The organism is Marinobacter sp. AN1, from assembly GCF_026013985.1.
GTDB lineage: Bacteria > Pseudomonadota > Gammaproteobacteria > Pseudomonadales > Oleiphilaceae > Marinobacter > Marinobacter segnicrescens.
In genome coordinates, this window is record NZ_CP110342.1 from 1,481,860 (window position 1) to 1,497,858 (window position 15,999).

General features: G+C 60.2%; 19 protein-coding genes. 8 read left to right on the forward strand and 11 right to left on the reverse strand.

Features of this window, described 5'->3' with window-relative positions:
- Position 1: 1 nt before the first annotated feature.
- The 3 genes from LJ360_RS06730 to LJ360_RS06740 are packed head-to-tail and all read left to right on the forward strand — an operon-like array spanning position 2 to position 4,832.
- On the forward strand, positions 2-2,770 hold the full coding sequence (locus LJ360_RS06730; protein ID WP_264995652.1) for a YhdP family protein: 2,769 nt from the start codon (positions 2-4) through the stop codon (positions 2,768-2,770).
- A complete protein-coding gene (locus tag LJ360_RS06735; RefSeq protein WP_264995653.1) occupies positions 2,770-3,951 on the forward strand; it encodes a YhdP family protein in 1,182 nt (393 codons plus the stop codon). Before LJ360_RS06730 ends, LJ360_RS06735 begins: the two co-directional genes overlap by 1 nt.
- A 50-nt stretch (positions 3,952-4,001) precedes the next feature.
- On the forward strand, positions 4,002-4,832 hold the full coding sequence (locus LJ360_RS06740) for a carbon-nitrogen hydrolase family protein (RefSeq protein WP_091849116.1): 831 nt from the start codon (positions 4,002-4,004) through the stop codon (positions 4,830-4,832).
- Between the two features lie 5 nt (positions 4,833-4,837).
- Here LJ360_RS06740 and yjgA read toward each other — a convergent pair whose 3' ends face one another.
- From yjgA to LJ360_RS06795, 11 genes are all read right to left on the reverse strand, one after another.
- Positions 4,838-5,374 (reverse strand): ribosome biogenesis factor YjgA, encoded by a 537-nt coding sequence (gene yjgA / locus LJ360_RS06745; protein ID WP_264995654.1) that lies wholly within the window; start codon positions 5,372-5,374, stop codon positions 4,838-4,840.
- A 3-nt stretch (positions 5,375-5,377) separates the two neighbouring features.
- Positions 5,378-5,647: an HPr family phosphocarrier protein gene (locus LJ360_RS06750; RefSeq protein WP_091849115.1), complete on the reverse strand. Its 270-nt coding sequence runs from the start codon at positions 5,645-5,647 to the stop codon at positions 5,378-5,380.
- Complete coding sequence (gene rapZ / locus LJ360_RS06755; RefSeq protein WP_091849114.1) at positions 5,644-6,534, reverse strand: RNase adapter RapZ; 891 nt, start codon at positions 6,532-6,534, stop codon at positions 5,644-5,646. Before rapZ ends, LJ360_RS06750 begins: the two co-directional genes overlap by 4 nt.
- A gap of 63 nt (positions 6,535-6,597) precedes the next feature.
- On the reverse strand, positions 6,598-7,065 hold the full coding sequence (ptsN, locus tag LJ360_RS06760; protein ID WP_264995655.1) for a PTS IIA-like nitrogen regulatory protein PtsN: 468 nt from the start codon (positions 7,063-7,065) through the stop codon (positions 6,598-6,600).
- 93 nt (positions 7,066-7,158) lie between these two features.
- Positions 7,159-7,467, reverse strand: coding sequence for a ribosome hibernation promoting factor (gene hpf, locus LJ360_RS06765; RefSeq protein WP_091849112.1), 309 nt, complete (start codon positions 7,465-7,467; stop codon positions 7,159-7,161).
- Between the two features lie 29 nt (positions 7,468-7,496).
- Positions 7,497-9,014, reverse strand: a complete 1,518-nt coding sequence (locus tag LJ360_RS06770) for an RNA polymerase factor sigma-54 (protein ID WP_091849343.1) — start codon at positions 9,012-9,014, stop codon at positions 7,497-7,499.
- A gap of 238 nt (positions 9,015-9,252) precedes the next feature.
- The gene (gene lptB / locus LJ360_RS06775; RefSeq protein ID WP_091849111.1) at positions 9,253-9,978 is read right to left on the reverse strand and encodes an LPS export ABC transporter ATP-binding protein; all 726 of its coding nucleotides are present in this window, start codon (positions 9,976-9,978) and stop codon (positions 9,253-9,255) included.
- A 49-nt stretch (positions 9,979-10,027) separates the two neighbouring features.
- Positions 10,028-10,522, reverse strand: a complete 495-nt coding sequence (gene lptA, locus LJ360_RS06780) for a lipopolysaccharide transport periplasmic protein LptA (RefSeq protein WP_264995656.1) — start codon at positions 10,520-10,522, stop codon at positions 10,028-10,030.
- The gene (gene lptC / locus LJ360_RS06785; RefSeq protein WP_264995657.1) at positions 10,506-11,126 is read right to left on the reverse strand and encodes an LPS export ABC transporter periplasmic protein LptC; all 621 of its coding nucleotides are present in this window, start codon (positions 11,124-11,126) and stop codon (positions 10,506-10,508) included. The genes lptA and lptC overlap by 17 nt, the downstream gene beginning before the upstream one ends.
- Positions 11,123-11,695 (reverse strand): KdsC family phosphatase, encoded by a 573-nt coding sequence (locus LJ360_RS06790; protein WP_264996003.1) that lies wholly within the window; start codon positions 11,693-11,695, stop codon positions 11,123-11,125. Before LJ360_RS06790 ends, lptC begins: the two co-directional genes overlap by 4 nt.
- Before the next feature lie 7 nt (positions 11,696-11,702).
- The gene (locus LJ360_RS06795) at positions 11,703-12,671 is read right to left on the reverse strand and encodes a KpsF/GutQ family sugar-phosphate isomerase (protein WP_177185996.1); all 969 of its coding nucleotides are present in this window, start codon (positions 12,669-12,671) and stop codon (positions 11,703-11,705) included.
- 216 nt (positions 12,672-12,887) lie between these two features.
- On the opposite strand from LJ360_RS06795, the gene LJ360_RS06800 reads away from it, so the two are divergent.
- From LJ360_RS06800 to LJ360_RS06820, 5 genes are read left to right on the forward strand one after another with little or no spacing between them, the layout of a single operon-like run.
- Positions 12,888-13,712, forward strand: coding sequence for an ATP-binding cassette domain-containing protein (locus LJ360_RS06800; RefSeq protein WP_091849106.1), 825 nt, complete (start codon positions 12,888-12,890; stop codon positions 13,710-13,712).
- Positions 13,713-13,719: 7 nt separating this feature from the next.
- Positions 13,720-14,499, forward strand: a complete 780-nt coding sequence (gene mlaE, locus LJ360_RS06805) for a lipid asymmetry maintenance ABC transporter permease subunit MlaE (protein ID WP_245742486.1) — start codon at positions 13,720-13,722, stop codon at positions 14,497-14,499.
- Positions 14,499-14,957, forward strand: a complete 459-nt coding sequence (gene mlaD, locus LJ360_RS06810; protein ID WP_091849105.1) for an outer membrane lipid asymmetry maintenance protein MlaD — start codon at positions 14,499-14,501, stop codon at positions 14,955-14,957. Before mlaE ends, mlaD begins: the two co-directional genes overlap by 1 nt.
- A 27-nt stretch (positions 14,958-14,984) precedes the next feature.
- Entirely contained in the window at positions 14,985-15,680 is a 696-nt protein-coding gene (locus LJ360_RS06815; RefSeq protein ID WP_091849104.1) for a phospholipid-binding protein MlaC, read from the forward strand.
- Positions 15,677-15,982: an STAS domain-containing protein gene (locus LJ360_RS06820; protein WP_264995658.1), complete on the forward strand. Its 306-nt coding sequence runs from the start codon at positions 15,677-15,679 to the stop codon at positions 15,980-15,982. Before LJ360_RS06815 ends, LJ360_RS06820 begins: the two co-directional genes overlap by 4 nt.
- Positions 15,983-15,999 lie beyond the last annotated feature (17 nt).

Below are 15,999 nucleotides of genomic sequence, written 5' to 3' on the forward strand. Positions count from 1 at the left end.
AATGGCCCGGCCAGCGTCCCCCTCTCCTGACCCAGCCCGGGAGTCCGGGGGACGGTCCCTGTCCCGTTTTCTGCTGCTGGCCCTGATGTGGCTGTCCATCGTCCTGTTGCTGGTGATCGCTGTGCTGACCAGTTGGGCGAGGTACACCGCCGAGCACGTTGATGATTACCGGCCCCGGCTGGAAGCCTTGCTCAGCCAGCGGCTGGGCCAGGAGGTGTCTATCGAGTCGCTCTCGGCCCGCTGGCAGGGGGCGGATCCGATTTTGCTGGCGGAAGGTCTGCGCATCGCCTACCAGGATGCGCCGGACCGTAGTGCGGTAGCGCTGCAACAGCTGCTGTTGCGCCTGGACGGGCCCAGGTCACTGTTACGCATGGGGCTGGTGTTCCAGCGGATGGAAGCCGACGGCCTGGACCTGGTGGTTGAGCAGGACTCTGACGGGCGCCTTGCCATTGAGGGGCTGACCCTTCCTGAGCCAGGGCCGGGTCTGAGCGGAGAGCCCCTGGAGAGAGAACAGTGGCTGGAGCCGCGACGCTGGCTGGATGAACTGACGGCCAGGATCTCTGACCCACACATTCGTCTTACCCATCTTACCGTCGGCCTGAAGACGCCAGACGCTGACACGGTGTTCCTGGACGTTCCACAGCTGGACCTGGCTTACGGTAATCAGCGGATGTCTGCCTCTGGCCGTGCCATGCGCCAGGGTACGCTCGAGCAACTGGCCACGTTTTCGGTTACGGGCCAGGACCTGTTTGACGGCCGCTTTACGGGCCAGGTCTGGGCGGAGTTGACTCCGGGTGCCTTCTTTGAAGGACTCACTCGGGGACTTCAGTGGCGCGGCTTCGAGATTCGTGAGCTTAACGCCGATGCCCGCACCTGGCTAAGCTTCCAGAATGGCCAGTTAGAGCGCCTGAACGGTCAGCTTGAGGTGCACCGGGTGCAGCTGGATAGCGAGCTGGATACCCTGGCCCCCCTGCGAGGGCTGTCTGCCCGGATTGGCTGGCGGCGCACCGACGGTGGCGGCAGCTTCCACGTCAAGGAGCTGGGTTGGCGTTGGCAGGAGGACCAGGTGACCGGTGTGGAGGGACGAATTGACTATGATCGCCTGGCGTTCCACGTCAGGGCGCCCAGGGTAGCGGTAGGTCCCCTGGCTCGGCTGGCTGTGGCTTCGGAGCTGTTGCCAGCCCGAGCCCAGTACCACCTTGCTGCACTCGCTCCTGAAGGTGATCTGTCGGCTTTCGATCTGGAGATCCCCCGTAAACTGCCTGAGGAATTCCACCTGTCCGCCCGCCTTGAAGGTGTATCGGTGCAGCCCCATCAGGGCGCACCCGGTGGCGGCAATGTACAGGGCAGGCTATGGCTCAATCGCCATGGCGGGCAGGTGCGGGTCGACGGTGAGGATACGACCCTGCACTTTCCGGAACTCTTCGCTGGCCCCTGGGCTTTCGGCCGGGCGTCCGGCCAAGTTGGGTGGCGCCTGGACGGGGGGATCACCCGGGTTTTCGCCCGTGACCTGCAGATGACCTACCAGGACCGGACCCGTCTCGAAGGCGCCTTTGATCTCCGTCTGGACCGTTACGGGGAGGATAACCTGGGCTTGAAGGTATCGGTCGAGAATGGCGTGGCCAATATGCTGGCGGACTTTGTTCCGGTGGGTGCCGTCGATCCGGAACTCTATGACTGGCTGACAACGGCTATCCTCGAGGGTGATATTACCCGCGGCGAGTTCTACGGGCATGGCCAGATCGGCAAGGACACGCCCCGGTTCGCCTTCAGCACGGCCATGGAATACGAATTCCGGAACGGGCGCATCGCCTACGATCCCGCGTGGCCTGAGGTTATCGATGCCAATGGCCGCGTCCGTATCCACAATGGCCGTACCCATGTGGAGTTGGACCAGGCACAAACCGGTGGCCTGTCACTACCGCAAGCTGAAGTGGTTGTCAGCCCCGAGGAAGCTTCGCCAGTGGTCAGTGTTACGACCCGGGCTGCTGTCGATGGTCAACGGATTGCCTACTGGCTGGCGGAAACCCCGCTGGGAGAGATGGCCGGTGGGGCCGGGGAGGCCCTCTCGGTGTCTGGTGATTATGACGTAGACCTTTCGTTGCGGTTTCCGCTCGGTCCCGACCCTGATGTTGACGTGGATGCCCGTGTCCACACCAGTAACGGAGAGGTTTACTACCCGGCAGCGGATCTGCGCTGGCAGGGAATCAGTGGCGATCTTTCCTATAGCTCGGTCGGAGGGTTCTCAGACGATCCCCTGAGCGCCCGCTTCCTTGGTCAGCCCGTAACGATAAAGCTGGCCGGCAATGGCGGCAACAAAGGCCTGACCATCAGCCAGACCGGGCAGACCGATGTGGCCACCCTGGCCGCAAGGCTGCTACCGGAAGGCCAGGTTATCAAAGGCATCGAAGGGCGACTGCCATATGGGGCAACCCTTGATTTCTCATCCGGCGTCCCGGCCCGCTTGTTGATTAATGCCAGCAGTGCCGGTCTCTGGTCGGACTGGCCCACCCCGCTGGGGCGGGAAGCGGGCCCGGAAGAACGCATCGAGGCCCTGGTCCGCTGGCCGGACGGTGACCGTGTGCAAATCGAAGGGCGTTGGGGAGAGCGATTATCTGTGGCACTGGAATGGCGCCAACAGGGCTTCTTTAATGGCCAGGTGGTTGTAGGCGGAATTGGTGCCTACTGCCGGAAGAGGCAGGCCTGGTGGTCAGGGCGAATGTGGATCGATTTGTCCCCGGAGAATGGCAATCCTGGTTTGACCAGATAATGGCTAACTCCGGTGCAGGAGGTCGCGGAACGGGCAGCCAGTCGGCCGGTTCCGGTTTTGACTGGCTCACGCGGGTAGAAGTGTCCATGGAGGAACTGGTTCTGGGCGACCACGCACTGCCAGGGGTGACCGCAACGCTGACCCCTGAGCCGGGCGGTTGGCTGCTGACTACGGACTCCTATCGGGCTACCGGGGTGGTTCGTATCCCTGCCGACGGCAAGCCGGTCCTGGTGGACCTGGAAAGACTGCGGCTGGCACGTTCCGACGATGATGCTGCTGACGAGGCTGTGCCCCTGTTGACTCCCACAGAGCAGCTTGAGACGTTCCGTAATATGGCTGCCGGACAATGGCCCGAAGTGGATGTGCGCATCGGCTCGCTGTGGCTGGGTGACGATCCCGCCGGGGCCTGGTCATTCCTGCTGTCTCCCTCCCCGGACCAGGTGACGCTTCAGGATCTTCAGGGCCAGATCGGTTCAATGGCCTTTGATGGCCAGGTCCGTTGGGGAGTCACCTCAGGCGAGGAAGCAACGGTGCTGCAGGGCGTGCTGGAGGGCGGCAACCTGCAGGACGCAGCGACCCTGTTGGGCATGGAGGCGCCCCTGACCAGTGAAAGCTCGGTCATTGATCTTGGCCTTTCCTGGCCGGGGCGGCCGGATCAGTTCGCCGTCGGACGCCTTAATGGTGAGTTCAGTCTTCGCCTGGAAGATGGTGTCATTCTTGAAAATAACGATACTGCGCAACTGTTCCGCCTGTTCAACCTGCTCAATACCGACACGTTGCAGCGACGGCTGACCTTCGATTTCTCCGATCTATACGAGGCCGGGGTGGCCTTTGATGCCATCTCCGGCCAGGGAACCCTGAAGCAGGGTACCCTGAGCTGGAATCCGGATCTCCAGCTGGCGGGCCCTTCAGGTGCCCTGCGAATGTCCGGTTCCACGAACCTTGCAAACCGTACGCTGGACATGCGGCTGGTAGTGATCCTGCCCCTCACCCAGAACCTGCCACTGGCGGCGATCCTCATGGGGGCATCACCTCCCGTTGGCGGTGCGCTGTTTGTGTTGGACAAACTGCTGGGGGAGCCATTGAGTAAACTGACCAGTGCAACCTATAGTGTCGGTGGCACCTGGGACGATCCCGAGGTCAACCTGCGCAATATCTTTGACGCCGGCAACCAGGACTGAGGGTTCCGAAGGACCGCTATCCGATCGAAATCCTGCACCAGGAGGACGCTATGCCCAAGACAATGGTCGCCGCTATCCAGATGGTCAGCACCCATGATATTGATGACAACCTGCACCAGGCTTCCCTGTTGCTGGCCCAGGCTGGCAAGCAGGGGGCGAGGGTAGCCGTGCTGCCGGAAAACTTTGCCGTGCTGGATACTGCGAATATGCCGGTCCATGGTGGCCGGGAGGTCAGCGTCGATGGCCCGATTCGCCGCTTTCTTTCTGAGCAGGCCCGCAAGCACGGTATCTGGATCGTTGGTGGGTCGCTACCCATTGCGGCCAGGCCTGATGGTAGCCCCCTGGCGAGCAGGGTGAGGGCAAGTTGTATTGTGGTGGATGACAGCGGTGTCGAGGTCGCCCGATACGACAAGGTCCACCTGTTTGATGCCATGGTGGAGGACAGTCAGGGGCAATACCGTGAATCGGATACCTTTGAGCCTGGTGAGCAGCTGGTGACCGTGGATACACCCGCCGGACGGCTGGGCCTGGCGATCTGTTACGACTTGCGGTTCCCGGAGATTTTCCGGCAACTACGGGAGCAGCAGGTGGACTGGATAACCCTGCCAAGCGCCTTTACCTGGCAGACCGGCGACGCCCACTGGCATCCGCTGATTCGTGCCCGGGCCATTGAGAACCAGGTATGGATGGTCGCGCCGGGGCAGGGTGGTCAAAACAGCGAGCGGCGCCGGACCTATGGTCACTCGATGGTTGTGGACCCATGGGGCAAGGTAGTGAAAGAACTTGCCGAAGGCGCTGGCGTGATCACGGCAGAGCTTAATATGGACTATCTGCAGGAAGTGCGCCAGCGGATGCCGGTATGGGAGCACCGCCGGCTCTGACGCTTTCAGGCGGATTTTTCGGATTCGTCGATACACTCCCGCAAATAACGGAACAGCTTCCTGGCCTGGCCAGTATTCTTGCCGGTCTTGACGTCCTTCTGGGCGTTTCGCAGCAGGTTACGCAGGTGCTGCACATCGGTGGCAGGGCATTGCTCAACGAATCCTGATACCGCGGGGTTGCCCTCCTCGATCAGGCGGTCGCGCCAACGTTCGGCCAGGTGGTGACGACGAGTGTGCTCCTCACTGCCTGCGTCAAAGGCCTCTACCGCCCGGCGCAGGGCCTCCGGATCTACTTCGTTGCGAATGACCTTGCCCACGTACTGGAGGTGCCGGCGGCGAGCCTCGTGCTGGTGGATCCGCCGGGATTCCACGATGGCCGCTTTCAGCGTTTCACTCATGGGCAGGCCCGTGAGCTGGTCATCACTGAGGTCCATCATGCGCTTACCCAGATCCTGGAGAGCGTGCATTTCACGCTTCAACTGGGATTTGCTCTTGATGGACTCGTCGTCCTCCGGAACCCGGTTATCTTCCTGTTTGCTCACGTCTTACTCGCCCTCGCCAAAATAGTCGTTGATCAGTGCCTCGAGGGCAGCAATCGCCTGTTGCTCGTCCGGCCCCTCGGCCACCAGTTCTACCTCTGTTCCCTGGCTCGCTGCCAGCATCATCACGGGCATGATGCTCTTGGCATCCACCTGGCGGTTGCCCTTGACCAGTTCCACGCGGCTGTCGTACCGGGACGCGGTTTCGACGAGTTTCGCCGCAGCGCGGGCGTGTAGCCCAAGTTTGTTAATGATGGTGACGGACTGGCGAATCATGGGTTACCACGGTGTTGCGGGTTCAGGTGAGGCAACTCCGTGTGCCGGGTCTGAACCTGGTTGTAGGATTTGCTGAAATAACGGGACAGCTGTTCGCAGACGTACACCGAACGATGCTGGCCGCCGGTGCAGCCAATGGAGATGGTCATATAACTGCGGTTGCTGTTGCTGAACTGGGGCAGCCAGGTTTCCAGGAACCGGGTCAGGTCGTCGATCATCCGGTTGGTCATCGGGTCCGATCCCAGGAAGTCGATCACCGGCTGGTCGACGCCGGTGAAACGGCGCAGCTGGGGATCCCAGTAGGGATTGGGCAGGCAGCGCACATCCAGCACGTAATCAGAGTCCACCGGTACCCCGTGTTTGAAACCGAAAGACTGGAACAGCAGGGCCAGGTCCTGCTCGCTCCGGCCGATAATGCGCTGCTTGACGGTATCCCGTAACTCGTACATGGACAGCTCGGTCGTGTCCAGGTAGAGGTCTGCCAGCTGGGCAATAGGTTCCAGTAATTTCTTTTCGTACCGTATGGCCTCAGTCAGGGAAGTCTGGTCGTCGCTGAGGGGGTGTTTGCGACGGGTGGCGTGGAAACGTTGCAGCAGCGACTGCTCGGTGGCATCCAGGTAGATAATTTCGGTCACGATGCCAGCTTCCATCAGGCGCTGATGGATCGCTTCGAAGTTGGCAATCTCATTGGACAGGTTGCGGGCATCGATACTGACCGCGATATTTTCCAGGCGGCTGCCGGAGGTTCCGGCCATTGCCTCGGTGGTCAGCGGGAACAGCAGGCCAATGGGCAGGTTGTCGATGCAGTAGAAGCCCAGGTCTTCAAGCACGTGGAGTGCGGTACTCTTGCCGGAACCGGAGCGGCCGCTAACGATGATCAGTTTCATGGGACTGGTCCTCTGGTAGCTTTGCCGAAGCCGTTGTGGGCGTCGGGCGACATCCGGACCGGATCAGCGGTTTCCGGTTATCTTCTGATAGAGCCCGTCATTGCTGGTGCAGGCCCGCAGGGCATCGCAGAAACTACGGTCATTGAACTGTTCGGCCAACTGGCTCAGCAGTTCGAGGTGTTCAGAGGTGGCTTCCCGGGGCACGATCAGTGTAAACAACAGGTCTACCGGCTGGTTGTCAATGGCGTCAAAGGCCACGCCTTCTTCCAGCGTTACCAGTGCTCCCACAACCCGGGTGCAACCATCCAGACGACAGTGTGGAATGGCAATACCCTGACCAATACCAGTGCTGCCAAGGCGCTCCCGGGCGATCAGGTTGTTGAAGATCTGGGTTTCGTCGAGTTCCGGGTACTGGCCAGCCACTTTTTCGGAAATGAACTCCAGAATGCGCTTCTTGCTGGTGCCATTAACACGGCACAGCGTCAGTTCCGGCGCCAGGATGTTGTTGATGGTCAAGGTCGAATCGGTCATGGATTCTCATCGGTCCCGATAAAAAAATGCTGCGGTACGAGGTCGTACCGCAGCGTTGTGAGTCAGATTATAGCCGTTACAGTGTCACAATCGTTAGCGGGCCGTGGCTCCGTGCGCCCGATCAACGTTCTTTTCCTTGTGCTTGAGGATCTGGCGGTCAAGTTTGTCTACCAGTGCATCAATAGCAGCGTACATGTCGTCGTTCTCGGCCTTGGCGTGAATTTCGCCGCCTACGACATGCAGGGTGGCCTCTGCAATCTGACGTACCTTCTCCACTTCCAGCGTCACCTGGCAGTTACTGATGTGATCGAAGTGGCGTTCGAGCTTCTGGAATTTTTCGTTGATGTAATCCTTCAGCGAGGGAGTCAGTTCTACGTGATGACCGGAAATGTTCATTTGCATGGGCTTCTCCTGTTTGTCAGACCCTTTGTTCAGACCAGTCGTTTCCGCTCGTTTGAGGGCGGAATGTGCATGGCTTCACGATACTTGGCTACCGTGCGCCTGGCCACCTTTATGCCCTGCTCTCCCAGCATGGTGGCAATCTTGCTGTCGCTGAGCGGCTTTTTCGGGGTTTCTGCCGCGATCAGTTTGCGGATCATGGCACGAATGGCTGTGGAAGAACATTCGCCGCCCTCCTCCGTGCTTACATGACTCGAGAAGAAATACTTCAGCTCGAAGATGCCACGGGGGGTGTGCATGTATTTTTGCGTGGTGACCCGGGAAATGGTGGATTCGTGCATTTCCACGGCCTGGGCGATGTCCGACAGTATCAGCGGTTTCATCGCTTCTTCCCCATGGTCCAGAAAACCCTGCTGATGTTCAACAATTCGTGTCGCGACCTTTAACAGGGTTTCATTACGACTCTGCAGGCTCTTGATAAACCACTTGGCTTCCTGGAGCTGGTCGCGCAGGTAGGTGTTATCAGCGCTGCTGTCCGCCCGGCGTATAAGCGAAGCATAGCTCGTATTGACGCGAATACGCGGTGCAATCTCCGGGTTCAGCTCCACCCGCCAGCGACCATTGTCCTTGCGAACAATTACATCGGGGATGACATAGTCCGGTTCGGACCGGTCCAGTGCATTGCCGGGGTGGGGGTTGAGGGAGGTGATGACGGCCAGCACATCCCTTAGCTGGTCTTCTTTCAGGCGGCTTCGGCGAAGCAGCTGGGCGTAGTCACGGTTGCCCAGCAGGTTGATGTAGTGGGTGATCACCAGCCGGGCCTTGTCCAGCCAGGGGGTGTCCGGGGGTAACTGGTTAAGTTGTATCAGCAGGCATTCCTGGAGATCCCTGGCGAATACGCCCGGGGGGTCAAAGTGCTGCAGGCGGTGGAGTACTGCCTCCACTTCGTCCAGTTCGACGGGGTCGTCATCGGTTTCGTCTTCCAGGCCGGAATGTATGTCTTCCGGCGTGGCCGTCAGGTAGCCCCGTTCATCCACAGCGTCCAGCAGGGCATGGGCAATGGCGCTGTCTCGCTCGCTCAGTGGAGTCAGGTTGAGCTGCCACTCGAGGTGGTCCCGCAGGGTTTCGGCGGCGGGGTTGCGGCTGTCAAAATCCATGTCGTTGTCGTCATCGCCGCGGGAGGCGGGTGCTGGCGCCGACTGGTAAATGTCATCCCAGGCGGTATCCACTGGCAGGTCATCGGGAATGGTGTCACCGCTGTTGTTCTCTGCCGACCAGTCGGATTCCTCCCAGGTGTTGTCCGCTGCGCTTTCGCCCTCAGAGGCGGACACGGATTCATCGCTGCGCTCGTCCCGCTCGTTGTCCCTCTCGGCATCAGAACTTTCCTGGTCGTCGTCCTCGGAGGTTTCCAGCATGGGGTTGGAGTCCAGTGCCTGCTGGATTTCCTGTTGCAGGTCCAGGGTGGACAGCTGGAGCAGACGGATCGCCTGTTGCAGTTGCGGGGTCATTGTGAGGCTCTGACCCATCTTTAACTGTAAGGAGGCTTTCATCACCATGAGTTCACGTCCATCACCCTTCTGAGGTTACCGATAACATGTGTTAGCCCGAAGTTGTCTGATCCAGCTCAAAAAACTGGCAATATCAGGGAAAAATATCAGTGTTACCGGATACTTGGAATTAACAAGCAAGTTCTTTGCCGAGTGTACCCCCTTGCCGCATTGAAGACAATTGCTGCAACCGGCGCCAGTTTACAGATCGGGGCAGGGCGTACCGGAATCGCCGCCGATCTCAGAGCCTGAATTCATCCCCGAGATAGACGTCTTTGACCTGCTGATTGGCCAGGACTTCTTCCGAGGAACCCGAGGCAATAATGTGTCCACTGCTGACGATATACGCCTTTTCGCAGATATCCAGGGTTTCCCGCACGTTATGATCGGTGATCAGCACACCGATGCCCTTGTCCCGCAAGTGGCGGATAATCTGCTTGATGTCACTCACCGAGATCGGGTCCACGCCGGCAAAGGGTTCATCCAGCAGGATGAAGGCTGGTTCCATCGCCAGGGCTCGGGCTATTTCCACTCTGCGACGCTCCCCGCCGGAGAGGGCCATGCCGGCGCTGTCACGGATGTGGGTAATGTGGAATTCCTGCAGCAGCTCTTCCATTTTTTCTTCCCGCTGGCGCCGGTTCAGGTCCTTGCGGGTTTCCAGTATGGCCATGAGGTTGTCGCTCACGGAGAGCTTGCGGAAAACAGAGGCCTCCTGGGGCAGGTAGCCTATACCCTGACGGGCGCGCCCATGCATGGGCAACGGTGTGATGTCCTTGCCGTCTATACTGATGTGGCCGTGGTCCGCCGGCACCAGGCCAACGATCATATAGAAGCAGGTGGTCTTGCCGGCCCCGTTAGGGCCAAGCAGTCCGACGATCTGCCCGCTCTCGATACTCAGGGAGACGTCGATGACGACTTTTTTCTGTTTGTAGCTCTTGGCGAGGTGGTTCGCCTGTAACAATGCCATAGCGAGTGCCGTCAGTTACTGCTGGATGAACTGTTGCCCCTGGGCTGGATCACCATTCGACCCGGCCGGATCCTTCACCGGTTTCAGTGCGGCCTTCACCGGTGACAATCCGGTTGGCCGTGTCGTAGTTGATGATGGCGCCACGGAACTCGTCTTCCCCCTGCTCAACAACGGCCTCTTGCTCAAAGCGAAGCAGGTTCTCACTGGCGGAGTAATGGATCTCCAGCGCTTCGGCGTGGACGGGGCCCTCGGTTGCGGTCGCAGGCCGGTCGTAAGTGGCCGGGCGGCCCCGGGCGTGGATGCGGTCCAGTCCCTCGCTACCCCTGTAAACGTCGACCCGGTCAGCTGTGAGCAGCACGTCACCTTGGCGAACGTCGACATTGCCCCGGTAAATGGCGGTGCCCTGATTGTCGTCCAGGCGGGCGGAGTCCGCAGTGATCCGGATAGGCTCGTCCGAGTTCATGTCGAAAGCGCCAGCCGGCAGAGTGGCAACCAGCGTTACCAGGACAAGCAGGCAGCGCAGCGGGCTACTGACGGGTTTCATAGATTCCCTCAACGGAGTTCTCCAGTTCCAGCACCCGCTCATCGAGCCAGCCGGTCAGGCCGCGGGCATGGGTGATGTTTCCCGGTGATGTCAGGGTGACCGGGCGATCAGTCGTCGCTGTTCGGGAGGCATTATCAATGCGAAGGTATTCGGTAAGCAAGACAGCATCACCCCCGCCTGTACGACGGATCACTTCCACGTCACCCTCCAGGTCCATCACCTCGGCGGCCATATCATACAGGCCGGTGTTTGCGGTGATCAGCCAGCGCAGGTTTGCCTCATGATCATACAGAGTACCGTCAGGGGCCTCCAGAAAGGCCTCTTTACGGTCATCGAACTGTTCAGTCCGGGGACTGGTGAGGACGATTTCGGGTCGCCCGGACGCATCAAAGGAGCGGAAAATACCCTGATTTACAAAGGTGTCAGGCTCGGTTTCGCCCCGCAGGGCAATGGCAGCGGTATCCACAGAGCGGGGGTCATCGCTTTGCCAGAGCATGTAACCGAGCACGACAGCTGCAATGGCCAGGCCCGGATTGCGGACGCGTGGGTGGGCCAGGAAATCCAGCAGACGGATCAGGAGATTGCGATCATCCTGGTCACTCATTCGGTCTCTCCAAGCCAGCGCTGCAGCTCTGAGTCGAGAGTGCCCCGGGCCGCCAGCAGCAGGTCGGTCAGCTCTCGCACCGCGCCATTGCCCCCGGTGGCGTGGGTGCAGTAATCGGCGTGCTGGCGAACAAACCAGTGTGCGTTGGGCACGGTAACGCCAAAGCCTGCATAGCGGATTGCAGCCAGGTCGGGCAGGTCGTCCCCCATATAGGCAATCCCGGACGGCGACAGCTGGCGACGGGAGGCGATTTCCTGCAGGGCTGTTACCTTGTCTTCACGTCCCTGGAGTAACATGCCCACCCCCAGGCTTTGCATGCGCCGCTCAGTCAGTGGTGAGGTGCGGCCAGTAATGACCGCGATATCGATGCCCGCTGCCATGGCCTGTTTCATGCCCAGCCCGTCGAGGATATTGAAGGCTTTCAGCTCGTCACCTGTGGCGGAAAACAGCAGTGAGCCATCGGTCATGATGCCGTCTACATCCAGTGCCAACAGGGTAATGCCTGACGCCTTGTCGAGGGCCTCTCTGGGCCAGGCTGGTCTCTGTGTCGCTGCTCCCTGGGTGGTCATCACCATCTCAGATCACCCCCGCCCGCAGCAGGTCGTGCATGTTGAGGGCGCCCACCAGTTGTTCCTCACGATTCAGGACAGGCAGGGCGTTGATTTTGAGTTCCTCCATGACATGCAGTGCTTCTGCGGCCAGCTGGTCATCGTGAATAACGCGGCCGTTACGGGTCATGACATCCCGGATCAGCGTCTTCTGGATATCAATGGAGCGGTCCAGGGTGCGGCGCAGGTCACCGTCAGTAAAAATACCCACCAGCTGACCGTCCTCGTTGACGACGGTGGTCATTCCCAGCCCCTTGAGTGATATCTCCAGCAGGGCCCCGGCCAGGGGCGTGGTGTCCCGGACCCGGGGGATACGGTCGTCGGTATGCATGATGTCGGCGACCCGCAGTAAAAGGCGGCGACCGAGGGCGCCCCCGGGGTGGGAGAATGCGAAGTCCTCAGCGCTGAATCCACGGGCCTCGAGCAGTGCGACTGCAAGGGCATCGCCCATCACCAGGGTGGCGGTAGTGCTGGAAGTGGGTGCCAGCCCCAATGGGCAGGCCTCCTTGGCGACGCTGACGTCGAGATTTGCCACTGCCTCCCGGGCGAGTGTTGAGTCCCGGTTGCCGGTCATGCTGATCAGTGGTGCGCCCATGCGCTTGAGCAGGGGCAGTATGGTCAGGACCTCGCCGGTGTTACCGGAATTGGAAATGGCCAGGACCACATCCTGGCTGGTGATCATCCCCAGGTCACCGTGGCTGGCTTCCCCGGGATGAACGAAGAAGGAGGGGGTGCCGGTGCTGGCCAGGGTCGCGGCGATCTTGTTGCCGATATGACCGGACTTGCCCATGCCGGTCACCACAACACGGCCCTTGCAGGCCATGATGACTTCGCAGGCCCGGATAAAGTCGTCGTCGATGCGGTCAGAGAGGGCTTCGACCGCCTGGCGTTCAATGTCGATGGCGTTGAGTGCGGCGGCAACAAACGGTTTAGTCATGGGGCTCCTGATTCAGACGCTGTGAGCACAGGGCAGGCCCTGGTTGATAAATCCCGATTATAGGGTGGGAAGTATATCATCAACAGGGGTGGACTGGCGGCAGGGGCCCGGCGCAGCCACCGGTAAATCGACTATTCACAAAGTTTAACGCCCGCAGTCATTGAGCCGCGGGGCAAGTTGGCATAATGTAACGCCAAATTTCCGGTGGTTTCGGGCATGACTGACAGTTCCTACATTCTTCTGGACGATGTTGTATTTACCCGGGGCAGCCGTCGTATCTTCGATGGGGTGTCGCTCGCTGTGCCCCGTGGCCGCATCACCGCCATCATGGGACCCAGCGGCACCGGCAAGACCACATTGCTCAAGCTGATCGGCGGGCAGTTGCGCCCGGACAGCGGCAGTATCCGCGTAAAAGGCCACGATGTGCCGTCCCTCAAGCGCAGGGACCTGTACCGGCTGCGCGAGGATATAGGGATGCTGTTCCAGAGTGGAGCGCTGTTCACCGACCTGAGTGTCTTTGAAAACGTGGCGTTTCCGCTGAGAGTGCACACCAGGCTCCCCGACGACATGATCCGGGATATCGTTCTGATGAAGCTCGAAGCCGTGGGCCTGAGGGGGGCGCGCAACCTGATGCCGGCGGAACTGTCTGGCGGTATGACCCGGAGGGTGGCCCTGGCCCGGAGTATTGCCCTGGACCCGGAGCTGATTCTCTACGATGAGCCCTTCGCCGGGCAGGATCCCATTGCCATGGGTGTGCTGGTCAAGTTGATCCGTGAGCTGAACGCCATCATGGGCCTGACCAGTGTGCTGGTATCCCACGACGTGCCTGAGTCGCTGAGCATTGCCGACTACGCCTGTATTGTTTCCGACGGCAAGGTGATTGGCGAGGGTACCCCGGAAGCATTGAGAAACCACGCCTCGCCCAAGGTCCAGCAATTTCTGCATGGAAATCCGGACGGCCCGGTACCCTTCCATTATCCCGCGCCGGATGCCCGGGCGGACTGGGGTGGCACCGTCGAGGGAGGTGCTGGTCGTGGCTAGTGCGTTGATGAACCGTATTGCCCGTGTGGGGCGCCGGGGCCTGGACACCCTGGCTTCCCTCGGGCGGGCCGGCTTCTTCCTGTGGAGGTCGCTGGTGGGCGCGCCGAACCCTTCGGTGGGTGGCCCTTTGCTGATACAGCAGATCTACAGGATTGGCGTACTTTCCCTGGCGATTGTCATTGTGTCCGGGCTGTTTATTGGCATGGTGCTCGCGCTTCAGGGCTATACCATTCTTACTGATTTCGGTTCTGAAAGCGCCATTGGCCAGATGATCGCGCTCACGCTTTTGCGGGAACTGGGGCCGGTGGTCACCGCCTTGCTGTTTGCCGGCCGGGCCGGGTCGGCGCTGACAGCGGAGATCGGTCTGATGAAGGCAACGGAACAGCTGTCCAGTATGGAAATGATGGGGGTCGACCCTCTGCGCCGGGTCATGGCGCCACGCCTGTGGGCCGGGTTTATTTCCATGCCGCTGCTGGCGCTGATTTTTTCGGTGGTGGGTATCTGGGGCGGTATGCTGGTTGGTGTGGAATGGCTGGGTGTGTTTGAGGGCTCCTACTGGGGCAATATGCAGGCATCTGTGGCGTTCGCGGATGACGTGGTCAATGGTGTTATCAAAAGCCTGGTATTCGGTGTCGCCTGCACCTGGATTGCCGTCTATCAGGGCTACGACTGTGTGCCGACGTCCGCGGGCATCAGCGCCGCCACTACCAGAACGGTGGTATTTTCATCCTTGACGGTACTTGGTCTCGACTTCGTCCTGACCGCCGTCATGTTCGGGAGTTTCTGATGGCTCAGAGAACGACAGAGATTATCGTTGGTCTGTTCATCCTGGCCGGTGGCGCAGCGCTGTTGTTCCTGGCGTTGCAGGTGAGCGGGCTGACCTTCAAGCCGGCCGGTGATACCTACACGGTCGACGCCTATTTCAACGACGCCGGCGGGCTGGGGCCCAGGGGGCGGGTTTCCATGGCGGGTGTCCAGGTAGGGCAGATCCGCGAAGTGACGCTTGACCAGGAGACGTTCCAGGCAAGGGTGGTGATGGATATCTCTGCCGCCATCGATTCCATCCCTGCCGATAGCTCAGCGATCATACGTACATCGGGTTTGCTGGGTGAGCAGTATATTGATATATCCCCGGGTGCTGATATGCAGTCGCTGGCGGATGGAGATACTTTTTACGAAACCCAGTCGGCGCTCAATATTGAGCGCATGATCAGCAATTTCGCCTCCGGTCAGGGTGGCGACTAAGTCAGGAAAGCAACTCAGGAGAAACCCATGACCGCGGTTCGCCACACAGTTCGTCTCACACCTTATACACTGGCGTTGTTTGCCATGGTGTTGGTGTCCGCCTTGCTGGCTCGTCCGGCTGTTGCCAACAACCAGGACCTGGCCAAGTACGTGGATGAGAACACCCAGAAACTGGTCGAGCGCCTGAACGAAGAGAAGGGCCTGTACGAACAGGACCCCGAATCCTTTTACGGTGAGATGGAAGAGGCCCTTACCGGTTTTGTGGATTTTCGCCGGATTGCTGCCCGGGTAATGGGGCGTTACGCGCGCCAGACTACCCCCGAACAGCGGGATGAGTTCGTCGTTCGCTTCAAGCGCAGCCTGTTTGACAGCTATGCCCAGGCGCTGGTGAACAATTCCGACAGTTTCGAGATCGAGGTTCAGCAGGCCGAGATCAACCCCCGCGACGATGATCGCGCGTCGGTGAACCTGCTGGTGACCACCGAGTCAGGTGACCGCTACCAGGTCACCTACTCCATGTATCGCAAGGGCAGTGACAGTGACTGGCTGATGGAAAACGTAATTGTTGAAGGGGTCAACATTGGCCTGGCCTTCCGTGACCGGTTTGCCCAGGAAATGGAGGCTCGTCGAGGCGATGTGGATGCCGTCATCGATAACTGGGGCGAGGCAGTGGCTTCCCTCAACCTGGATGACGAAATGGACCAGGGCGCGAATCAGGAATGACGGCCAGAGTCCGTGTCGCCGGTGAGCGCCTCGAGCTCGCCGGCCAGGTGACCGCAGACAACGTAGTGTGTCTGCGGCAGCAGGGTGAAGACTGGCTTTCGCAGCAGTCAGGGCAGTCGGTGGTCACCATTGACCTGTCATCGGTGTCTACAGCCAGTAGCCTGCTGCTGTCGTTATTGCTGTGCTGGCACCGGGCGGCAGCAGCCAGGTCCCAGATTCTTTCCTATGAGGGGGCCTCCCCTGACCTGCTTGAACTCTCCCGTCTGAATGGCGTTTCCAGCTGGCTGACCGGCTCCCTATAATCCGGTACAATTCTGCC